9 protein-coding genes and 2 pseudogenes are annotated in these 16600 nt (G+C 55.2%); 3 read left to right on the forward strand and 8 right to left on the reverse strand.

The window, feature by feature from the left end; translation table 11 throughout:
- Positions 1-84: 84 nt before the first annotated feature.
- The 6 genes from HALNA_RS18990 to HALNA_RS00255 all read right to left on the reverse strand — a co-directional run bounded on the left by HALNA_RS18990 (position 85) and on the right by HALNA_RS00255 (position 10323).
- Positions 85-1380 (reverse strand): type I restriction enzyme HsdR N-terminal domain-containing protein, encoded by a 1296-nt coding sequence (locus HALNA_RS18990; protein WP_084509805.1) that lies wholly within the window; start codon positions 1378-1380, stop codon positions 85-87.
- A gap of 67 nt (positions 1381-1447) precedes the next feature.
- Positions 1448-4318 carry a DUF1156 domain-containing protein gene (locus tag HALNA_RS18995; protein ID WP_084509806.1) on the reverse strand — a complete coding sequence of 957 codons (2871 nt, stop codon included), beginning with the start codon at positions 4316-4318 and terminating at the stop codon, positions 1448-1450.
- A gap of 2 nt (positions 4319-4320) precedes the next feature.
- Positions 4321-4965 (reverse strand): DUF7680 family protein, encoded by a 645-nt coding sequence (locus HALNA_RS19000; RefSeq protein WP_169718982.1) that lies wholly within the window; start codon positions 4963-4965, stop codon positions 4321-4323.
- Positions 4962-8270 (reverse strand): ATP-binding protein, encoded by a 3309-nt coding sequence (locus HALNA_RS00240; protein ID WP_245575955.1) that lies wholly within the window; start codon positions 8268-8270, stop codon positions 4962-4964. The genes HALNA_RS19000 and HALNA_RS00240 overlap by 4 nt, the downstream gene beginning before the upstream one ends.
- Positions 8267-8479, reverse strand: a complete 213-nt coding sequence (locus tag HALNA_RS00250; protein ID WP_049934196.1) for a hypothetical protein — start codon at positions 8477-8479, stop codon at positions 8267-8269. The genes HALNA_RS00240 and HALNA_RS00250 overlap by 4 nt, the downstream gene beginning before the upstream one ends.
- Positions 8480-8634: 155 nt before the next feature.
- Positions 8635-10323 (reverse strand): DUF4143 domain-containing protein, encoded by a 1689-nt coding sequence (locus HALNA_RS00255; RefSeq protein WP_049934197.1) that lies wholly within the window; start codon positions 10321-10323, stop codon positions 8635-8637.
- Positions 10324-10608: 285 nt separating this feature from the next.
- On the opposite strand from HALNA_RS00255, the gene HALNA_RS00260 reads away from it, so the two are divergent.
- Genes HALNA_RS00260 through HALNA_RS00270 form a run of 3 tightly spaced genes read left to right on the forward strand, consistent with a single transcriptional unit; the run spans position 10609 to position 15981 of the window.
- Entirely contained in the window at positions 10609-13152 is a 2544-nt protein-coding gene (locus tag HALNA_RS00260) for a Piwi domain-containing protein (RefSeq protein WP_049934199.1), read from the forward strand.
- A 48-nt stretch (positions 13153-13200) separates the two neighbouring features.
- Positions 13201-13782, forward strand: a complete 582-nt coding sequence (locus HALNA_RS00265; protein ID WP_049934200.1) for a metal-dependent hydrolase — start codon at positions 13201-13203, stop codon at positions 13780-13782.
- A 51-nt stretch (positions 13783-13833) separates the two neighbouring features.
- Positions 13834-15981 (forward strand): phospholipase D-like domain-containing protein, encoded by a 2148-nt coding sequence (locus HALNA_RS00270; protein ID WP_049934201.1) that lies wholly within the window; start codon positions 13834-13836, stop codon positions 15979-15981.
- A gap of 295 nt (positions 15982-16276) precedes the next feature.
- Here the strand turns inward: HALNA_RS00270 and HALNA_RS19570 are convergent.
- Both HALNA_RS19570 and HALNA_RS21485 read right to left on the reverse strand, forming a co-directional pair.
- Positions 16277-16402, reverse strand: a pseudogene (locus HALNA_RS19570) (IS5/IS1182 family transposase); the annotation flags it as partial.
- Positions 16402-16533, reverse strand: a pseudogene (locus HALNA_RS21485) (IS5/IS1182 family transposase); the annotation flags it as partial. The pseudogenes HALNA_RS21485 and HALNA_RS19570, both read right to left, overlap by 1 nt.
- Positions 16534-16600: the final 67 nt, after the last annotated feature.

The raw sequence follows: 16600 nt of genomic DNA on the forward strand, positions 1-16600 counted from the left end.
CTGTTCGGGATTTACCCGCCCCTGTCAACTCGGCTGTCGGGGTCGTCACGTTCCGAATAATGTCGACAATCATTGGACTCCTGACTAGTGAGCCGCGTAGATAGCACGAAGCGAATCTTCAGCGACCGCGACATCGTGTCGAAGCCCAATAACAGCGGCTGTATTAACGGGTAGTTCGCGGACATCGAGGGTCCAGCGGTGTCGTATCTGCTGTGCATCAGGTGGAAGGTCATACAAACGGTACTCCCGCCCGTTTGCCAGAAGTCCAATCTCGCATGAAAACGTCTGCATATACCGTTCAAGTTGACCGACAGCACTTTCGAGATCGATATTCGGAGCCTTAGCCTCAATTGGAATAAGCGGCTGATTTGACCCATCAGTGAGCATATAATCGACAGTTCCTCCACCGCCAGGTTCAGAATACTCGATTCGGACGTTATTTGAATACACGTTCCAGCCGAGTTTGTGCAGTAAGGGAGTAATGATTTTAGCTTGCGCTTCTTCCTCTGTGAGTGATTGCGTACTGAGGACGGTCGTGCTCCGGAGCATCCACTCACGAAGGTCGGCAGTGAAATGTTCAGGCTCCGCAACGTATGCGTTGAGGTACGTTTCTGCGGCCTCAACATTAGGCCGATGAACCGTTCGGTCGGTTGATTCGATGTTATTCACCAGTAGGCACAACTGCGATCGCTGGTGGGTTTCTCCCTCTACGTACATTTGGCCCGTCAGTGCGACCGGTTCGTACAGCGAGAGTGAATCAATCAGGCTATGTTGAAGTTCGATGTCAACAGTAGTGTCCTCCGTTACATCGAGCGGATGAATACGACCTTTTTGTGCATCCATCATTTGTGACCGCAACCCGTCAAACTGGTAGCCGTCTTTGAAACCACACTCCGGGCATGCAGACAAGGATACGGACTCTGGACCGATAACTGTCATACGATGAGTGTGCTCACAGTGTGAACACTCATATACTGCCTTGGCCACGCGAACCTCGGGGTCATCAAGCGATTCAACGTACCCGATCACGCGCACTAATTCTCCAACACGATTCGGCGCTTCGGCGATGGGTGTCTCGAAAGGGACATCGGTCAATCGAATGAATGGTGGGTCGGCACGATTGGTTGTACCATCATAGAAGGAAACCTGTCCATACGGCGGAATCGCTGGATACGTCGTCAGCGCCTGTTCTAACGCCCGCAAGAATGCATCAGGATTCGAGCGAAGTGTACGAGACCATTCAGAGTTATATGTCTCAATCGTGTCCCACGAGATTTCGAGATGACGTTGGTCAGGAAATGCTGCTGCCAGTTCAACCACAGCGACCTGAAGTGCCTCGCCAATGAATTCGTGGAACTCCTGTTCGTCGGGCAATTCCATCTCTCGTAGGCTTGTCTATATATTATATTAGTCCTGTGGGTGGCGCGTTGCCCGGTGTTGCAACCATCTAGTAGTCGTCGATCCCTGTTTGCTGAGTTTGCTCGCTGTTCTCGGCGAAGACGTTCGGACTGAAGTCGAGATCGAGTACGTCTCGGGTACGTCCGACAGCGAGATCGCGAGCAAGTTCCCAGTCTTCGTGGTCGTGTGGCAGAACCTGAAGAAGCGCCTTGAGCGTAGCTTTGAACGTTGAGTCGGAGTCGAAGTTCCGTTCACGAAGCCAGTCGCAGCAGGCGCTCTCTCCTTGGACGTCATAGACGTGCATTGCGGCATGAACCTTGTCCAGCGCGAGGCCGAACGAGAGGTCGTCGGGGTTCACCGGCGTCCGGCTGGAGCGGTTCTCGGGCTTCTCGTTGATGTTCTGGACGCGGCCATTGTGTCCACGGAGGCTGATATCGCTGCGGCTCTTGCGCCATGTCTTCGTGCTGCGCTTGATCTCGTCAATGTCGACACCGATACCGAGACCCAACTGTCGCCCTTCGTCGTAGGAGAACGTCTCCGCTTCGTGGACGAGCCAGCAGAGGACGTACCACTCTGTGACGTCGTCAAGGTTGTTGATGCCTTCGACTTCGAGATACTCGTCGACCAAGACTTGCGTGACCGCCTCACGAGCTTCTTCGAGCGCGCGGCGGGGTTTGACCTCATTGTCCTCGTCGTCGACCACCGGATACGCGTCCGCGAATACACGCAGCGTCGGGCCAAATGCACTGATGATGACGTCCGTTTTTGTTAGGTTCAAATTTGATTCAATAAGATCACGAGCAGCTGCCTTTGCGACTTCCCGGGTTTCAGACCTCACATCGTTCCAGAGAGAAGGGGTTGCTTCAGGTGCTCTTTCGGTCTTTGGTTTTCTACCAACTAGTAGAAGTGTACTATCAGCAGATCCCCCACCTTGAGTGTCAATTCTAGCAGGCATTTCACTTGTGATGGGGTGAGTAGATGTAATGGTGAACCCAGAATTTATCAGAGACATAGTAAGCGTGTCCCACGCATCCGTTTCTTTATGCGTGAACATCACAGTCATTACTCCTCCTGGTTCTAGAACCCGATATACCTCTGAGAAGATTGCGCTCATCTTGGTTTCATAGTGCTGATTTGCTAACTTTTTGTTTGAAGAGTCGCTTCCAGCAACTGATTTAAATCTACTAGGATTTGCGACGGCTTCATCGTCTTTATTTGTTAATTGTGATTCAAAGATCGGCGGATAAACGTCTGCGAGAAATTCTCGGAGTAGGACATAGAAGACGTCCGATAGCTCAGAATACATCACGCTACTGTAATATGGCGGGTCCATAATTGCCGCTTGAATAGAGTTATTTTCGAGCGGCATATCTGCCGCATCACCACAGAAGACCTCTGCTGGATCCCCATTCTTTGGTAGATAGTCGACGATCTCCTCATAGGAATCGATAATTCGGCTTAGCGAGGTTTGGAAGCTCCCAATACCTTCTGTTGACATATTAACGACGGGGAACGACTTTTGTAGCGTTAAGTGCTTACCACCAAGAGCATTTGATGGGACGCCCTTGGTAGTATCCCAAGGTGAGAAGCGGGAATTGCGATCAATCACTTTACCCATAGATAATGCCAGGACGGTCAGGATCGTCTCTGCAACCTCTTCCTCATATTGACTCTTGACTTGAGACTTATAGTAGTCAAACGCTTTCCGATATTCAAAGTACGAAACAAGCTGATGTGGACTGAAAATATCGCTCCATTTAGTGACCCCATGTGCGCGAGGTTCACTAGTTTTTGCACCTTCTGGAACTGGTGTGGTTAGGAATGTTGAGAATTCATAATCTGATGATTTTCGCTTCTCTATTTTGTTTAGTGCCTCAAGGTCCTCCTCTCGTGGTGCACGGAAACCGTAATCTCCGGTCCTAGAAATATATCTGACAGCATACGTTTCGAATTCCATCTCTCCTTGTTTGAACATCTCGCGAACATCAGAGGATTCGATCACGACACTACAGTTTAGGCATTCGGCATCACCACCTCTGGAGACAGTTCCGTCTTTATGATCGAAATCGACCTCTTGGTCATCTTCGTTTTTTATACACTCGTACTCAACATTTCCGTCAGATGTTACGCTAGGGTGAATGAATACGTCATTCGCATCCCATCTCGTCCGTAGGGACCACTTTGATACGAGAGGAAGTTCCGAGCCGCACGTTGGGCACGTGATTTTATGAGTGCAGACGTAGCAATCGATGTCGCTTTCTGACTCGGCAGCAGGAAAGTATTCTCTAAGGTTGTTTTTTGCTCTTTTATTTATCTTTTCGCCCCACTTATTGAGTTCGTCGTTGATAGATCCGACTTTGGGTGCATATTTCAACATCAACCAGAGAATCAGGATCGGGACCGGGTTGAGTTCGTTCGCTTTTGTTGGTAACTGATAACGAAGTGATTCAAAAGGAATGACCCCACCACCAGCAGTAGGATCTAGTATAGTTGGTAAGTCTCCGTCCCACCTTTCCCTGAGGATTGAATGAAGTGACTCAAGTTCTTCTTGAGTGGGTGTTTGTGTAAACAAGCGTGGATACCCATAATGTTGATTCAGATTGCCACTGCGTTCATCTTCTGTGGCTTTCTTTTTTGTCACATAGTCCTCAATACTGCCCTCAATTTCCTCGCTAGGACCGATTTGCATCAAGCGAAGCAGCTCATCGGAGGACAGATTATTAGGAAGAATCGATGCCAAAAGTGCAAGTCGTGAAGCGGGTGTTGGCCGCCGAGCAAACCACGGGTGGAGATACCGGTGTGGAGGCATTACACGAGGATTTGCCTCCTTTAGATTCTCAACCCCAACTGCTTTGAGAGGGAGGTTCCCTTCAATCGCTACTGGTTCGAGTTCGTCTGAGATATTCAAATTGTTCGCCATATTCAATTTACGTGGTCCGTTAGCAGCGTCCGTAGTGCCTTCTCGCCGTTCGGAGACGACGGCGACCGACACTTCGCGTGCCAGTAGTAGCACTCTTCGTCACTCATTCGTGCGATGCCACGACAGAACGCTCGCATCCGGTCGACCCGCTGGATGGGCTTCACGCCGAGGAAGGCTAGTGCCAGTCGAACGCCAACCGTCTCTGGGAGGAATACTTCGGTTGCACCCCCAGTGGCGAGAGCAGACTCATCTAAATCGGCATCACCGAGCGTTTCTCGTACTAGTGGGAGAATGGCCCGGAGCCGACTCTCAGATAGTTGCGTGACCTTCACCGCCACCCAGGCATCCCACTCCCATCTGTCGACCTCTGAATCTGCTGACTCCCCGAACACCGATCCGAATGTTTCGGTCACTAGGCCGCGGTTTGGATTTCCACGCTGGAGACGGTCGCGACGAGCGGTTGCCTGTGCCTCGGGTAACAGCTCGTACAGCGTCAGCGATGCACCGTCGGCGTCGTCGCGACGGACGAGCGCGAAGGTCGGGCGACCCCCGTAGACGCTACTGCCGAACTGACCCCCTCCGATTGTTTCTTCCTCGGGCCCGAGTGGTGGCGTCGCGTCTGCGTCAGGGGTAGGGTGGGACGTCATTGCTGAACCTCTGCGGGCACTTCGACCGGTCCTCGTCCTTGAACCTTCACGTCGATATTCGTCGACCCGAGTTCGTCCTGGAGCTCCGCGAGCAGATCGTCATCCCCGTCCGTGATCGGCTCGGGGTCGCTCAAGTCGACACGGAACTTCAGTTCGACGAGGGACGCGCCGTCGAACGGGTCCGGCTGGTTCGTCACGCGGGAGAACTCGTCGATACCGCCGGTGAAGTCGGCCTGGTATGACGCCCCGCTCGACGACTCCGTCTTGTACCGCATCCGTACCGAAACGTTGTCCGCCCGGTTCTTGAACGCTTGGCGTTGGGCGATGAACGACCCTTTCGACAGCTGATCGTCGCCACCGACTTCGATGGTGATGCGGTCGATTCCCGGACCGCTACCCGAGGAGGACTTCCCGAGGGCATGCGTTCGAACCTCGTTGAAGGCTCGGGAGGCAGCCATCACGCTCGTTGAGCGCTCCCAGTCCTGAGGCTGGGCACACTCGGCACAGAGCCCACGGGGGTTCAGTCCACTCTGACTCGCGACCGTCTTCCCACAGTTGGAACACTCGAGGTCATCCGGCTCGTGCTGTGAGCAGTACTCTCCTTCTTCATCGACTTCGACCTCGCACCCCGGCTCTGCACACGTCGTCTCTTCGGTCTCTGGAGGTCGGATGATGTCGTGGTGGACGTCGAGGAGCGCGTTGACATCGGTGTAGACGACGTACTCGTCGCCGATCTTGACGTCCGAATCACGAATGCTCGTGCGGACGTCCGGCGACCCGGTGAGTGGATTGGCCTTCCGCCAGTTCTCGGGACGGTCGTCCTCGTCGCCGTCCCAGTACGCGAGGCCGTTTTCGCCGGCGGTGCTGTCCCAGTAGGTGTAGCCGGCATCGTCTACCATCTTCGCTATCGTCTTCCGAAGCGGCTTGGTGTTGAGGAGATACGGAAGCCCAGGCTTCTTCGCGAACTGCGTGACCAGCTGTTCGGTGGTCATGCTGTCCTGGGTCTGCTGCCAGAGCTTCTGTTTGAAGAACGCGACTCCCTTCGGCCCCGCGTCGGCGCGAATCAGCCGGTCTTCGAGTGTTTCCTCGACGGCGTTCACGAGCGTCGTGCCACCGTTCGCTTCCGTAGCGTTGATCGCTAGATGCGTCAGGCCGTCTCGGTCGACGTAGTACAGGTGACGGTAAACCCCGCGGACGAGTTCACCCAAGAGTCCGTGCGTCTGGTCACGGCGCTCACGGAGCTCTTCGATCTGCTCGTTGGAGAGATCGGCTGTCTGTTGGGAATCGTCAAGGAGTGCCTCGATGGCTTCCAGCTGACGGGCCTCGTCGATTGCACCTTGGATTCGTTCCTTGTCAGGGGCGAGGAAGAGGATGTAGTTCTTGTAGACCCGACTCTGGGTCTCGCCGCCGTGCTTGGAAGCGGATTTCTGGTACAGCGTCTGGATCTTCTCCGGAATCTCACTCCCGCCATCGGAGACGGGAGCGGTATCCATGTGCATCACCGCGAGCTGCGGCTTGGAGACCTTGTCGGGGAGGTCGGCCGGTGACTCCGGGAAGACGACAGTTTTGAAGCCGCCAGTTCCGATCTCGGAGTTCTCCAACCGCGATTCGAATCGATTCCGAGCCTGCGCGTCGGGCGTGTTGTCCACCCGCTGGTCGATGATACGGATGAGATTCGGATCGGACTTGAACCGAACTCGCTCCTCGTCGTAGAGGTAGTAGCACGCGACGTTCATGTCTCCGCCAGACAGCGCCTCCAACGCCGAGTCGTAGTTGTCGAAACGGATGTCGGGGTGGCCGAGTGCGGCGTTCATCTCCGCACGCGTGAGTCCGGTTGCCTGCTCCCCGTAGGCGAGGCTATGCCAGAGGACAGTTGTCGTCAGATGGCCGCCGAGCGGTGGAATCCCTTTCTCTGTCCACTTGCGGTCTTCGAGCTGAGCGTGGGCAGTGTTATCTTCGCTGTATATGTCGGCCGAGACAGCCGCGCTCAGGTCGACGAATTCGAACAGCGTCTCATGAAGCGTCGAGTCGATACTCCCGTCAGGAGCGTTGTCGGCGGGCGTGAGGTCGTAGAGTCGAATCCAGTGGCGGTCGTAGTGGTCGGGCTGATGGTTCCAGAGGTAGTAGACTGCTCGTGCGAGGAGCTTCAGCGCGCCCCGAGTTCGCTGGAACTTGGGGATCGTATCGATCTTCTCGGTGAGTGTATCGATGATCGTCGGATGGAACGGGTACTCGCGTTCCAGCCGGTCCACGAAGCTGGCGTCCGTCGCCTCCTGCGGGAACTGTCGGTCGCTGTCAGCGTAGTACTGGAAGTATGACTCCGCGAGTCTCTCGGCCTGCCCCCGTTCGATGTCCTCGAAGAGCCGGTGCTGGAGAACCTGTCCTACCTCGTTCTCTGAGGTCGGGGTGACCGTCTTGTGTTGCCGACGGCCGATCTGGTTCAGTTCGTCGATGAGTGTCCGAACTTCCTCTGCCTCTTCCTCGAAGGCAGTGTCTGCGATACTGTATACGACCGTGACCTCGTCGACCTCTGACGCGGTTTCGAGGAGTGAGAGAACGAAGCTCAGGGTCTGACTGGCTAACGTCGCGTTCCCGACTTCGACCGCGGACGCCGCCTCGAGGTAGGCTGCAATCTCGTCGATAAGGATGAGGGTAGGACCATCACCGAGCTCGAACAGCCCCTTCAGCGTGTTCCCGCCAGGTGCGTTCCGGTCTTGGTCATACTCTTTGAGATACTCGTAGCCATCGAGGCCATACAGCTGGTAGGCGATTTCGCCCCACATCGTCCGCGTGTTCGGAGCGTTCGGGTCTGACCGATCGCTCCGGGCATTTCGAGCGTCGACGTGTCCTCCAACGAAGACGGAGGTGTCGACATCAAGACCCTGATCTACCGCATCCAGATAGGCAGCACCGAGGTCGTCCTCACGCTCTACGAGATGGCGACTGAGATCGCCAATATCAGTCGGATTATTCGCCAGATGGTACGAGGCGATGAGGTCGTGCGTCTTACCCCCACCGAAGCGGGTGTCTAGACACAGAATACTGCTGGAATACCCGCCGCTGTCGTATCCGTCAGCGGCGAGGAACCGTCCCGTGAGATTACTCAGGAGCGTCCGCAGCCCGTCAGTCGGGTACGTCATATCGAAGAACTGCGTCGCATTCCGATAGACCGGAGCGGAGTCATCCGGCGAATGAGCGACAGTCGCCAGGCTAGCTGCGAACTGATCCTCCTGTAGCGTCCCGTCGAGGACATCTCCCCGAGGAGTACACGCCTCAAACAGACTCGGATAGTCTGAGCTACTCATGAATCAACCTCCTGTTGCCCCGGTTTGGAGACGATGATGAACTCTCCACGGTCGCTGTTGTTGATGAGTGCGTGAGCGATCTCTTTCGACTCAGCGATGTCGATTTTGATTGGCTCGCCCACCTCCGCATCGAACTTATCGAGTTCAGGCCCGGACAGATTTACTCGCCCAGACCTCCCCGTGTTTTTCCCTATCTGTTTACGAGTCATCCGGATGTTTTGTCTGGCTTACCGAAACAATATAACCTTTACTTAGACTAAGTTGGCTGAGCGACTCTATCTGACACCGACGCAAAGGAGTTCGCGGCGCAAACTGGAGGGCGGGAATCCTTGGATTGGAACCTGTTAAGCAGAGATCCCACCGGCTAGCAGATGAGCAGGAATAACCAAAACGGAAGATAACAGATGCTCACATCGTCCTTCTCGACAACCAGTGACTCGTTTTCTCGCACCTCTTTCGGGAGGCTATCCGTGATGATGAAGCGGTATGGTGCTTCGTAATCGAGTTCACGGAGATCCTCACTATCGTCCTCAGTATGCTGCCCGACACTGGGGTCGAACTCCGTCGCGATTTGCTCTGCCAACTCAGTATGTGGATGGTAAGATAGAATGAACGGCAGCACTTTCCCCTCTCGATGGAGAACATAATCAACTAATCCCGCGTCAGTCGGACAGTACTCGACTTCGTATGCTTTCACCGCGAAGGACAGACGCATCGCGTGGTCGAACGCCACAGTCCGAGCCAATTTGTACTCGAAGTCGAAATTGAGGTCGTTCTGATGACTGTATTCCTCGAATCCGAAGTGTTCCTGGCGCTGTGAGAGTAGCACAACGTGTCGAGGATTGCGAAGATAGAGTCGCGTTCGTCGGTGGCGCCGCAACGAATAGTCGTGAGACTCGGTTACTGCGATTCCATCGTCGAGGATGTCGAGGTAGCTATCGACCGTTCGTCTGTCGACGCCGATTCGGTCGCTTATTTCTGTATATTGGAGTTCCTCGCCCCCCTGACTGGCAGCAATCGAACTCAGCCGATGAAGGTTCTCGGGATTCTGAATGGAGCCGTATTTTGCTAGTCCCTTGTAGAGGTATAGGAGGAAGTGCGAACGGACAATCTCGTTTCTGACGGAGGAGCGATCAGTCTGGTGCAGTGTACCACCTTTTCTCAGATAATCGCGCGCAGCGTCGTGTAGATCGTCGCGTTCGGAAGAATCGAAGAAGTCGAAAAAGAGCGAGCTGAGTGACTCGACTGCGGAATCAATGCCTGTGTCGGATGATTTCAGGTTGAGTTCTCTCCGAACATCTTTGATCGGATTCGGGCCAGAAATCCGATCAGATCGGAGGGATTCAAGTTGCTCTCTAAACTCGTGGTTGAAATCAACACTCAGTCCTCCCTCATCTTCTGGATGCCCGATGGTGTCGACGAATTTCATCGGAAGAACTCCCCAGGGATGTTCGACGTGATCGATCTTATCCGCCTTCGTCAGCTCACGAAGATTGACTTGGTCCCTGACGATCCCTGTCAAGAACAGATACGTGTCCTCATTTACGAACTCTAAGAGAGTCTCCTTCTCATTCTCATCGAGATTGAGAATGTCGACATCGTCGAGGAGAATATATTTCCTTCCATGCCGGGGAGCGATGTGAGTGTAGAAGTAGTCTATCACCTGTTTCAGCCGCTCTATTCCCTCATTAGGTCGTTCTAGATGATATTGGGATTCCTCGAGAGGGAGATAGAGTATTTGACGCGGAGAGGTAGAAGAGACTATGTCGAATTCAGGGTCTTTTGGAGGAAATTCGGTAGTCCCAATTAACGCTGCGATGAGCTGATACAGGAGCGTCGTCTTGCCAATTCCAGTTGACCCGTAGATTGGATAAACTAAGTTGTCGGTACCCTTTTTATCCTGTTCGTGTACCGCTTCCAGAACCTTGTGGAAGTCTGAACGAGGAGTGAGGTTTGTAGCCTCCTCCAGATCTTGACCTACCCCCTCGCTCCACCATTCGTTATGACGCTCGGCGTCGGCGATGAAATCCTCGGCTCGGGATTCCTCAGTCATGTTGTCTATACTTATCCGGCCAATCATAAGTATTACTCCATCCTGATGTCGCTATCTGTGAGAGTACGCCATTCGCCTACGAGTACGCTGTGTAAATAGCGTAGAATGGTAGAAATAAAATCACTGATTTTTGCGGATGGGACCGATCTGATGTGAATGTATCCGCGCAACTTCCCGGGAGAGAACAGAGTTGTCTGTATTCTATTTCTACTATTCTAGAAATAGCGTAATCGAACTTCCACTAGTGAAAAGTTATTTGTCGGTGGTTGCCCATGTCGTTAGTAGATGCCGACGCAGGCCGACATCGAGGATGGGGAACGAATCGACATCACGGTCCAGGTGGTGACTGAACTGGACCGTCCATCGAGTAAGATGGCCAAGCGACTCAAGGTCCGCGACACCGCGGACAACGAGTTCCCACTCGCCATCTGGAAAAACAACGCGCTGAGTGACTTCGCTTGGGAGTCGGGCCGCTGGTACGAACTCGAGAACGCTAGGGGAAACGAGTACCGTGGCAAGAAGAGTCTGAACGGGTCCTCACGACTACGCGCCGAAACCGTCGAACCCCCCGTGGATGACGATGAGGACAGCAGTGACTCAGAGAAGACGTCCGAGGGCCAGCTCTTTGACACGCTCCAGAACGGCCTTCCGTACCTCTCGCTTTTTCCATTCGACCGCGACTTCGAGACGCTGTCTGTCTACGAGTATCGCATTGAGGCCGACGACGCGTTCGAGGACAGTCCGATGGACGCGACGTACAATCTTGCAGCCTACCTTCGCTCGTCCAGTGACGCGGCCGTCACGCACGCAGGAGTGATGTCTCTCATCTCCACCGAGCCGTTGGAGACGTACCTCCCGGACCCGTTCACCCTCACGGACGAGACTCGGGTCATCCTCCGAGCCAACGAGACGGCTGACAACGAGACGGTGGTTCGTCTCCTTCAGCAGCTGATCAAGAAGAGCATCAACACCGACGAATACGAAACAGGGCGAGTGGATCGTATTCGCACTAAGGCTCCCATCATCAGTGGATCCGGGGGTCTCTTCGAGGCGTGCCTCGCATACCGAGTGGGTATCGAGGTGCTTCCATCCGGCGATGCCTACGTCGGAATCGAGGTCAGCCACCACGCCCGCAGCCAAGCGACTGTCGACGAGTACATGGATCGAGTGAACGCGACGGTGGACGAACTCGTCGACACGCACGTCGAACACGACCCAGAAACGTACTCGACGCCCGGGAGCGGGCGACTGAAAGGCCTTACAGACCTTCGGTTCACAGACCCGATTCAGGACTTCGGTAATCAGTCGCTCGCGGACTGGTACGAGCGAAAAGACCGCGTCTCGGACGAGATGCTGGAACAGCTCCGCTCGGAGAACCCGCGGCTCGTTGAGGTACAATACAATCCAAACGACGACGAAACAAGTGTCCACGTCCCCCAACTACTCCGGGTAGCCCCTCGAAAAGAAGTCGTCAAACAGCTGGCTCCGCGATTCCATCGAGAGTGGGACAGCCGCGCGAAGATGCTTCCCGACGAGCGATTCAAAAAGGCGACAGAGTTCGTTGCTGGACTGGATGCGCTTCCGGCAGTCGATGCACAACTCGATCCGACACCCGTCGGGCCGAGTATCTCGTTCATGTCTACGGAAGTCGACCGAACAGACAATCTTCGGTTCGGCAACGACCGAACCGCCGACCTCCCTGGTACCGGCCTGAGTCGGTACGGCGTCTATCGTCGTCCCTCCTCGTTCAGGCTCCACTATCTCGTCCCGGAACGGTACACGGACGAGTTCGGCGAATTCCGAACCCGGATAGAGAACCAACTCAAGGGCATCAATTGCTCGCCGGACGAAACGTCCTACAGCGAGTATACGTTCGGTCGTGAGATCGAGTATAGTAACGCAGCTGCTGCCATCAGCGACGTCGACGTGGTCCTCGCCGCCGTCCCATCGCCGACAAACGAGTTCATCCAGAACGGAACCATCGACGACCCGTATGGGGAGTTCAAGAAGGCGCTCGGAAAGCAAACGATCCCGTCGCAGATGCTCCGAGTGGACAACCTCGACAACAAGTGGGTCGTCCGCAATACTGCGCTCGGTATCGTTGCCGGCGCTGGCGGCGTCCCTTGGCGCGTCGATCAGATGCCCGGTGATGCCGACTGCTTCGTCGGCCTCGACGCGACCCGTGACCCGGACACTGGACAGTTCCTCGGTGCGAGCGCGAACGTCGTGCTCGCAGACGGGACCGTGTTCGTCTCGAAGACGCAATCCCTCCAGTCCGGGGAGACGTTCGACGAGGACGCCGTCGTCGACGTACTCAAAGACGTTCACAGGGAGTTCGTCCGGGTGGAAGGCGATACACCCAACAGTATCGTGGTCCACCGCGACGGTCGGCTGTTCGAAGATGTCAACGCCATCCTGACCCCGTTCGAAGGAACGGGAATAGATATCGACATCCTCGATATCCGAAAGAGCGGGGCCCCCCGTGCGGCGTTCCGGCGAGACGGCCAGTTCCGTGTCGATCACAAGGGTCGCATCTTCATCGCGCGGAATGACGACTACGGATTCCTCACGACCACGGGTCGGCCTGAATTCGACGACAGCGATGGACTCGGGACACCGCGAACACTTCGCGTCGTTCGGCGAGCGGGTGATACACCGATGCAGACGCTGCTGGAGCAGGTGTACTGGCTCAGTGAGAGTCACGTTGGGAGCGCCCAGCGGAGTACACGGCTCCCGATAACGACCTACTACGCCGATCGATGTGCTGAGGCTGCACGGAAGGGATACCTCGTTAACGGCGAGATCATCAGAGGTGTCCCGTACATCTGACTACGTCCAGACAGACAACCAATACGATAAAACAAGAATTCGATTCAAATGGGAAACTTCGACGAACACTTCAACGCGGGGAAGGTCGCCGGACTACTTGCTGCCGTAGTCGGAGGACTCCTCGTTCTTGACCGCGGTGGGGGCATCGAAGAAGCAATCATCGTCGCTGCCGGTATTGGTGGCGTCCTCGTGGTGGGTTCGCTACTACCGGACATCGACCATCAGGCGTCGAAACCACGACAAGCTGCTGGCAGTCTGGGGGTACTCACGGTTGTCGGGGGCGTTATCGGACTCGTAATTTTCGCACCGGACAGCGTCGCGCTACTCGGAGGAATTGTGAACTCTCTCGGAGTCGGTGGTAGTCCGTCGACCTTGGGTATCGGTGTTCTCGTGGTCGGCGCTGCCGTTCTTCTGGCCACCGGTGGTGACACGTTCGATTCGCTGACCACACATCGCGGATTCACGCATTCCCTGCCGTTTGTCGGCCTCGTTGGTCTCGGGGCCCTGGTCGCTAGCCAGCAGCTCGCCAACCTGGGCGGTATTTTCGGAGTCTTCCAGGGACAAAATGGTGTTTTAGTGGCTGTTGCAGCTGCTGCCGGGGTTCTCGTTCATCTCGTGGTGGACAGCTAGTTACACTACCGTGAATGATACCGTTCCACTGGAAACAGCGTACCAAATCAGATGAAATTCGATATACCACTCAACACGGACGAAACAGACGGCAGCCACGTGGAGATCTTCAAGAGCTGGCGGTCGTTCTCGGATGTCTTCGAAGGTGCAAAGCGAATGCGCGTGGTCACCTACTGTGATTCGCCTGAGTTCATCCTCGATCTCTTCGAGGACTTAGAGAACCTGGAACGGCTGGAGGTTGTGGTCGGCGATGTCGACGACTATCGCGAACGCCTCATTGATAAACCGGATCTCGCGGATCGACTTGAGCAACTACGTCGGGACGACAAACTGGTCATCTACCTCTGTGAGAACAAGGAGGTCCACTCGAAGCTCTATTTGATCGAATACTCGAATGAGGACCTGGCCGACGAGGAAGCCGGAGACGACGACCAGATGACTCTCGGCGGAGAAGCGACCACGGAGTCGGACCCGACAGACCAAGTCAGTGCAGCACCGGCAAAGGTCGTTATCGGGTCTCCGAACCTGTCCCGCAACGCTTGGTCGAATCAGACGAACGTCGGGGCCGTGTACGACACGACGATAGAGAGCGACCTGTACGCACGGTTCGAAGACCTGTACCAAGACCACAGGGACTCCTACAACAAGGGTGGTCCTTTTCTGGAGGACCTCTCCGAGCAGCTTGAGCAGTCGGATGACGACCGCGAGGAGGTCATCAAACTGTATACGGAGGGGCGGGTCGGGACACAAGATGAGCTCGGAGAGGTACATGGCCGTCTCGCTGACCATATCGACGCTGAGGTAGAGGCGGTAGATCTCGCGCTCGATGGCGGGACTCCTTCCGAGGATGAATGCACTCAAGTAGCAGATGATGTCGAAGACACCGATGAGCCGACAGAGGACGGAGATCTAGGATTAGCTGACGCACCGCAAGACCGTATCACGCTGTCACTCAGGGGGTACGACGAGTCGACGGTGAGCACACTGTCTCAGATGACCGACTTCGACGCGACGGTGTCGAACGATACGTTGACCACAACCCCAGACGCGTTCCAGCGGTACGCCCAGCAGGTCTTCGACGTTCCGACGATGCACCTGAACGAGGATAGGGATCAGCTCAAGTTCCACTACGACGGCACGGTCTACCGCGTCACGCAACCACCGAAGAGTCCGGAGAAGGTAGACGAGGCACTTGCGGAGATTGAGAACTACTTCGCGACCGTAGACGACTACGGGAATTCCAATAATGCCACGGCAGTCAAGGCACACATGTACGAAGCGCTCCTCTGGTTCTTCTGGGCGCCCTTCGCGAACCGTCAAGCAGCCTTCTACCGACAGCACGGCATCAACCTCGACAAAGCGCTCCCCTATCTCTACATTTTCGGAGAATCGAACGGTGGCAAAGGAACGTTCTGCCGCTTCGCCCTCTCACTAATCAGTGGAAACCGTGTGGAGGCTCCGGTCGACGCTGACGAGATTGGAAAACGGAAAGTCCGGAATCTCCGGTCGGCACACACGTCATTCCCCGTAGTTGTCGACGATATCACCAAGCAGAAAGTGAACTCATTAGACACACTCCGGAACTACTGGAGCGGATGGACTGGGGAATCCTCATATCCAATGTTTGCGTTCATCTCCAACGACAAACGGCCCGGTGAGTGGTTCCGGAACCGAGCTAAGATCCTCCGGTTCGACGTCAACTTCATGACTTCCCACCAGGGCGAGGCAGAGGTAAATCGCCTCATCGACACGGAGAATCCGATCTTCCAGTGGTTCGGGCACAAATATCTGAACCGTGACCTCATACTGGGAGAGGATTCGGACGCACTCCGTGAGGTCAGAGAAGCGATGCTGGACCTTTACGAGTTTGCTGATCGGTCCGTACCGGACTACTTCCCGACTGAGCCAGCCGAACAGGCATACGACACTGGTCGGGAGCGATGGCACAATCTTATCGATCGGGAAGACGTCGAAATTAGCAAAGACGGGGACACGCTTCAGGTGACGTTCACGGAATCGATGAACTTCGAGCTACACGAGTACAAGCGTGATCCGCCGATGACGGTTCGGATTGAAAAGCGAGGACTCGATTTGATTATCAAGACGCCGGACGAGTTCTTCGACTGGCTTGGTGAGACGACTACCGACGATCCACGCGAAGGATTCCTCTCACGCGCTCGTAACCTTCTGAGTCGGTAGCTAGGAAACAGCCAATCACAATATACGATCATATGAATCGAGAATCGTCCGTGGAGCAGACAATCGAGTGGCTGAGGGATCGTCCCTACTACGAAGGCCAAATAACCTATCAAGAGCGAACAGCGGGGAACTCTGCCGAAACGTCACCAGTCGATATTGACCCTCGGTTGGCGAGCGCACTTTCGCGTCGCGACATCAACGAACCGTTCCAACATCAAGCGGACGCAATCGAAGCCGTCCGTGACGGCGACCATGTCGTACTCGCTACTCCAACGAGGGTGTCATAGAAGAGTTCTCACACCGTGATCACGGTACTTCCTGGATTGTCTCCTCGTTCGTAGTTGGTGATAGCGACGACGAGGCGAAGGCACAGCGCGAGGAACACCTGAGCTCGTGCGTTGACGCGGCCTCGGGCGTGCCCGCCGGGGCGAACGCGTCGAACTCTTCGAGAAACTCTAAGCAGAGGTGCTCAAACAACGCCAGCGTCTCGGTCTTCGCGACATCGAACAACGTCTCTACCGAAGGATCGTCTTGCAGGGTCGCTGAACTCATTCCACCTCAGCGTTCATCCTGCTCTTTGGTGTGGTAACTGTTCTATGACACCCTCACTACGAACCTA

Source organism: Haloplanus natans DSM 17983 (assembly GCF_000427685.1).
Lineage (GTDB): Archaea > Halobacteriota > Halobacteria > Halobacteriales > Haloferacaceae > Haloplanus > Haloplanus natans.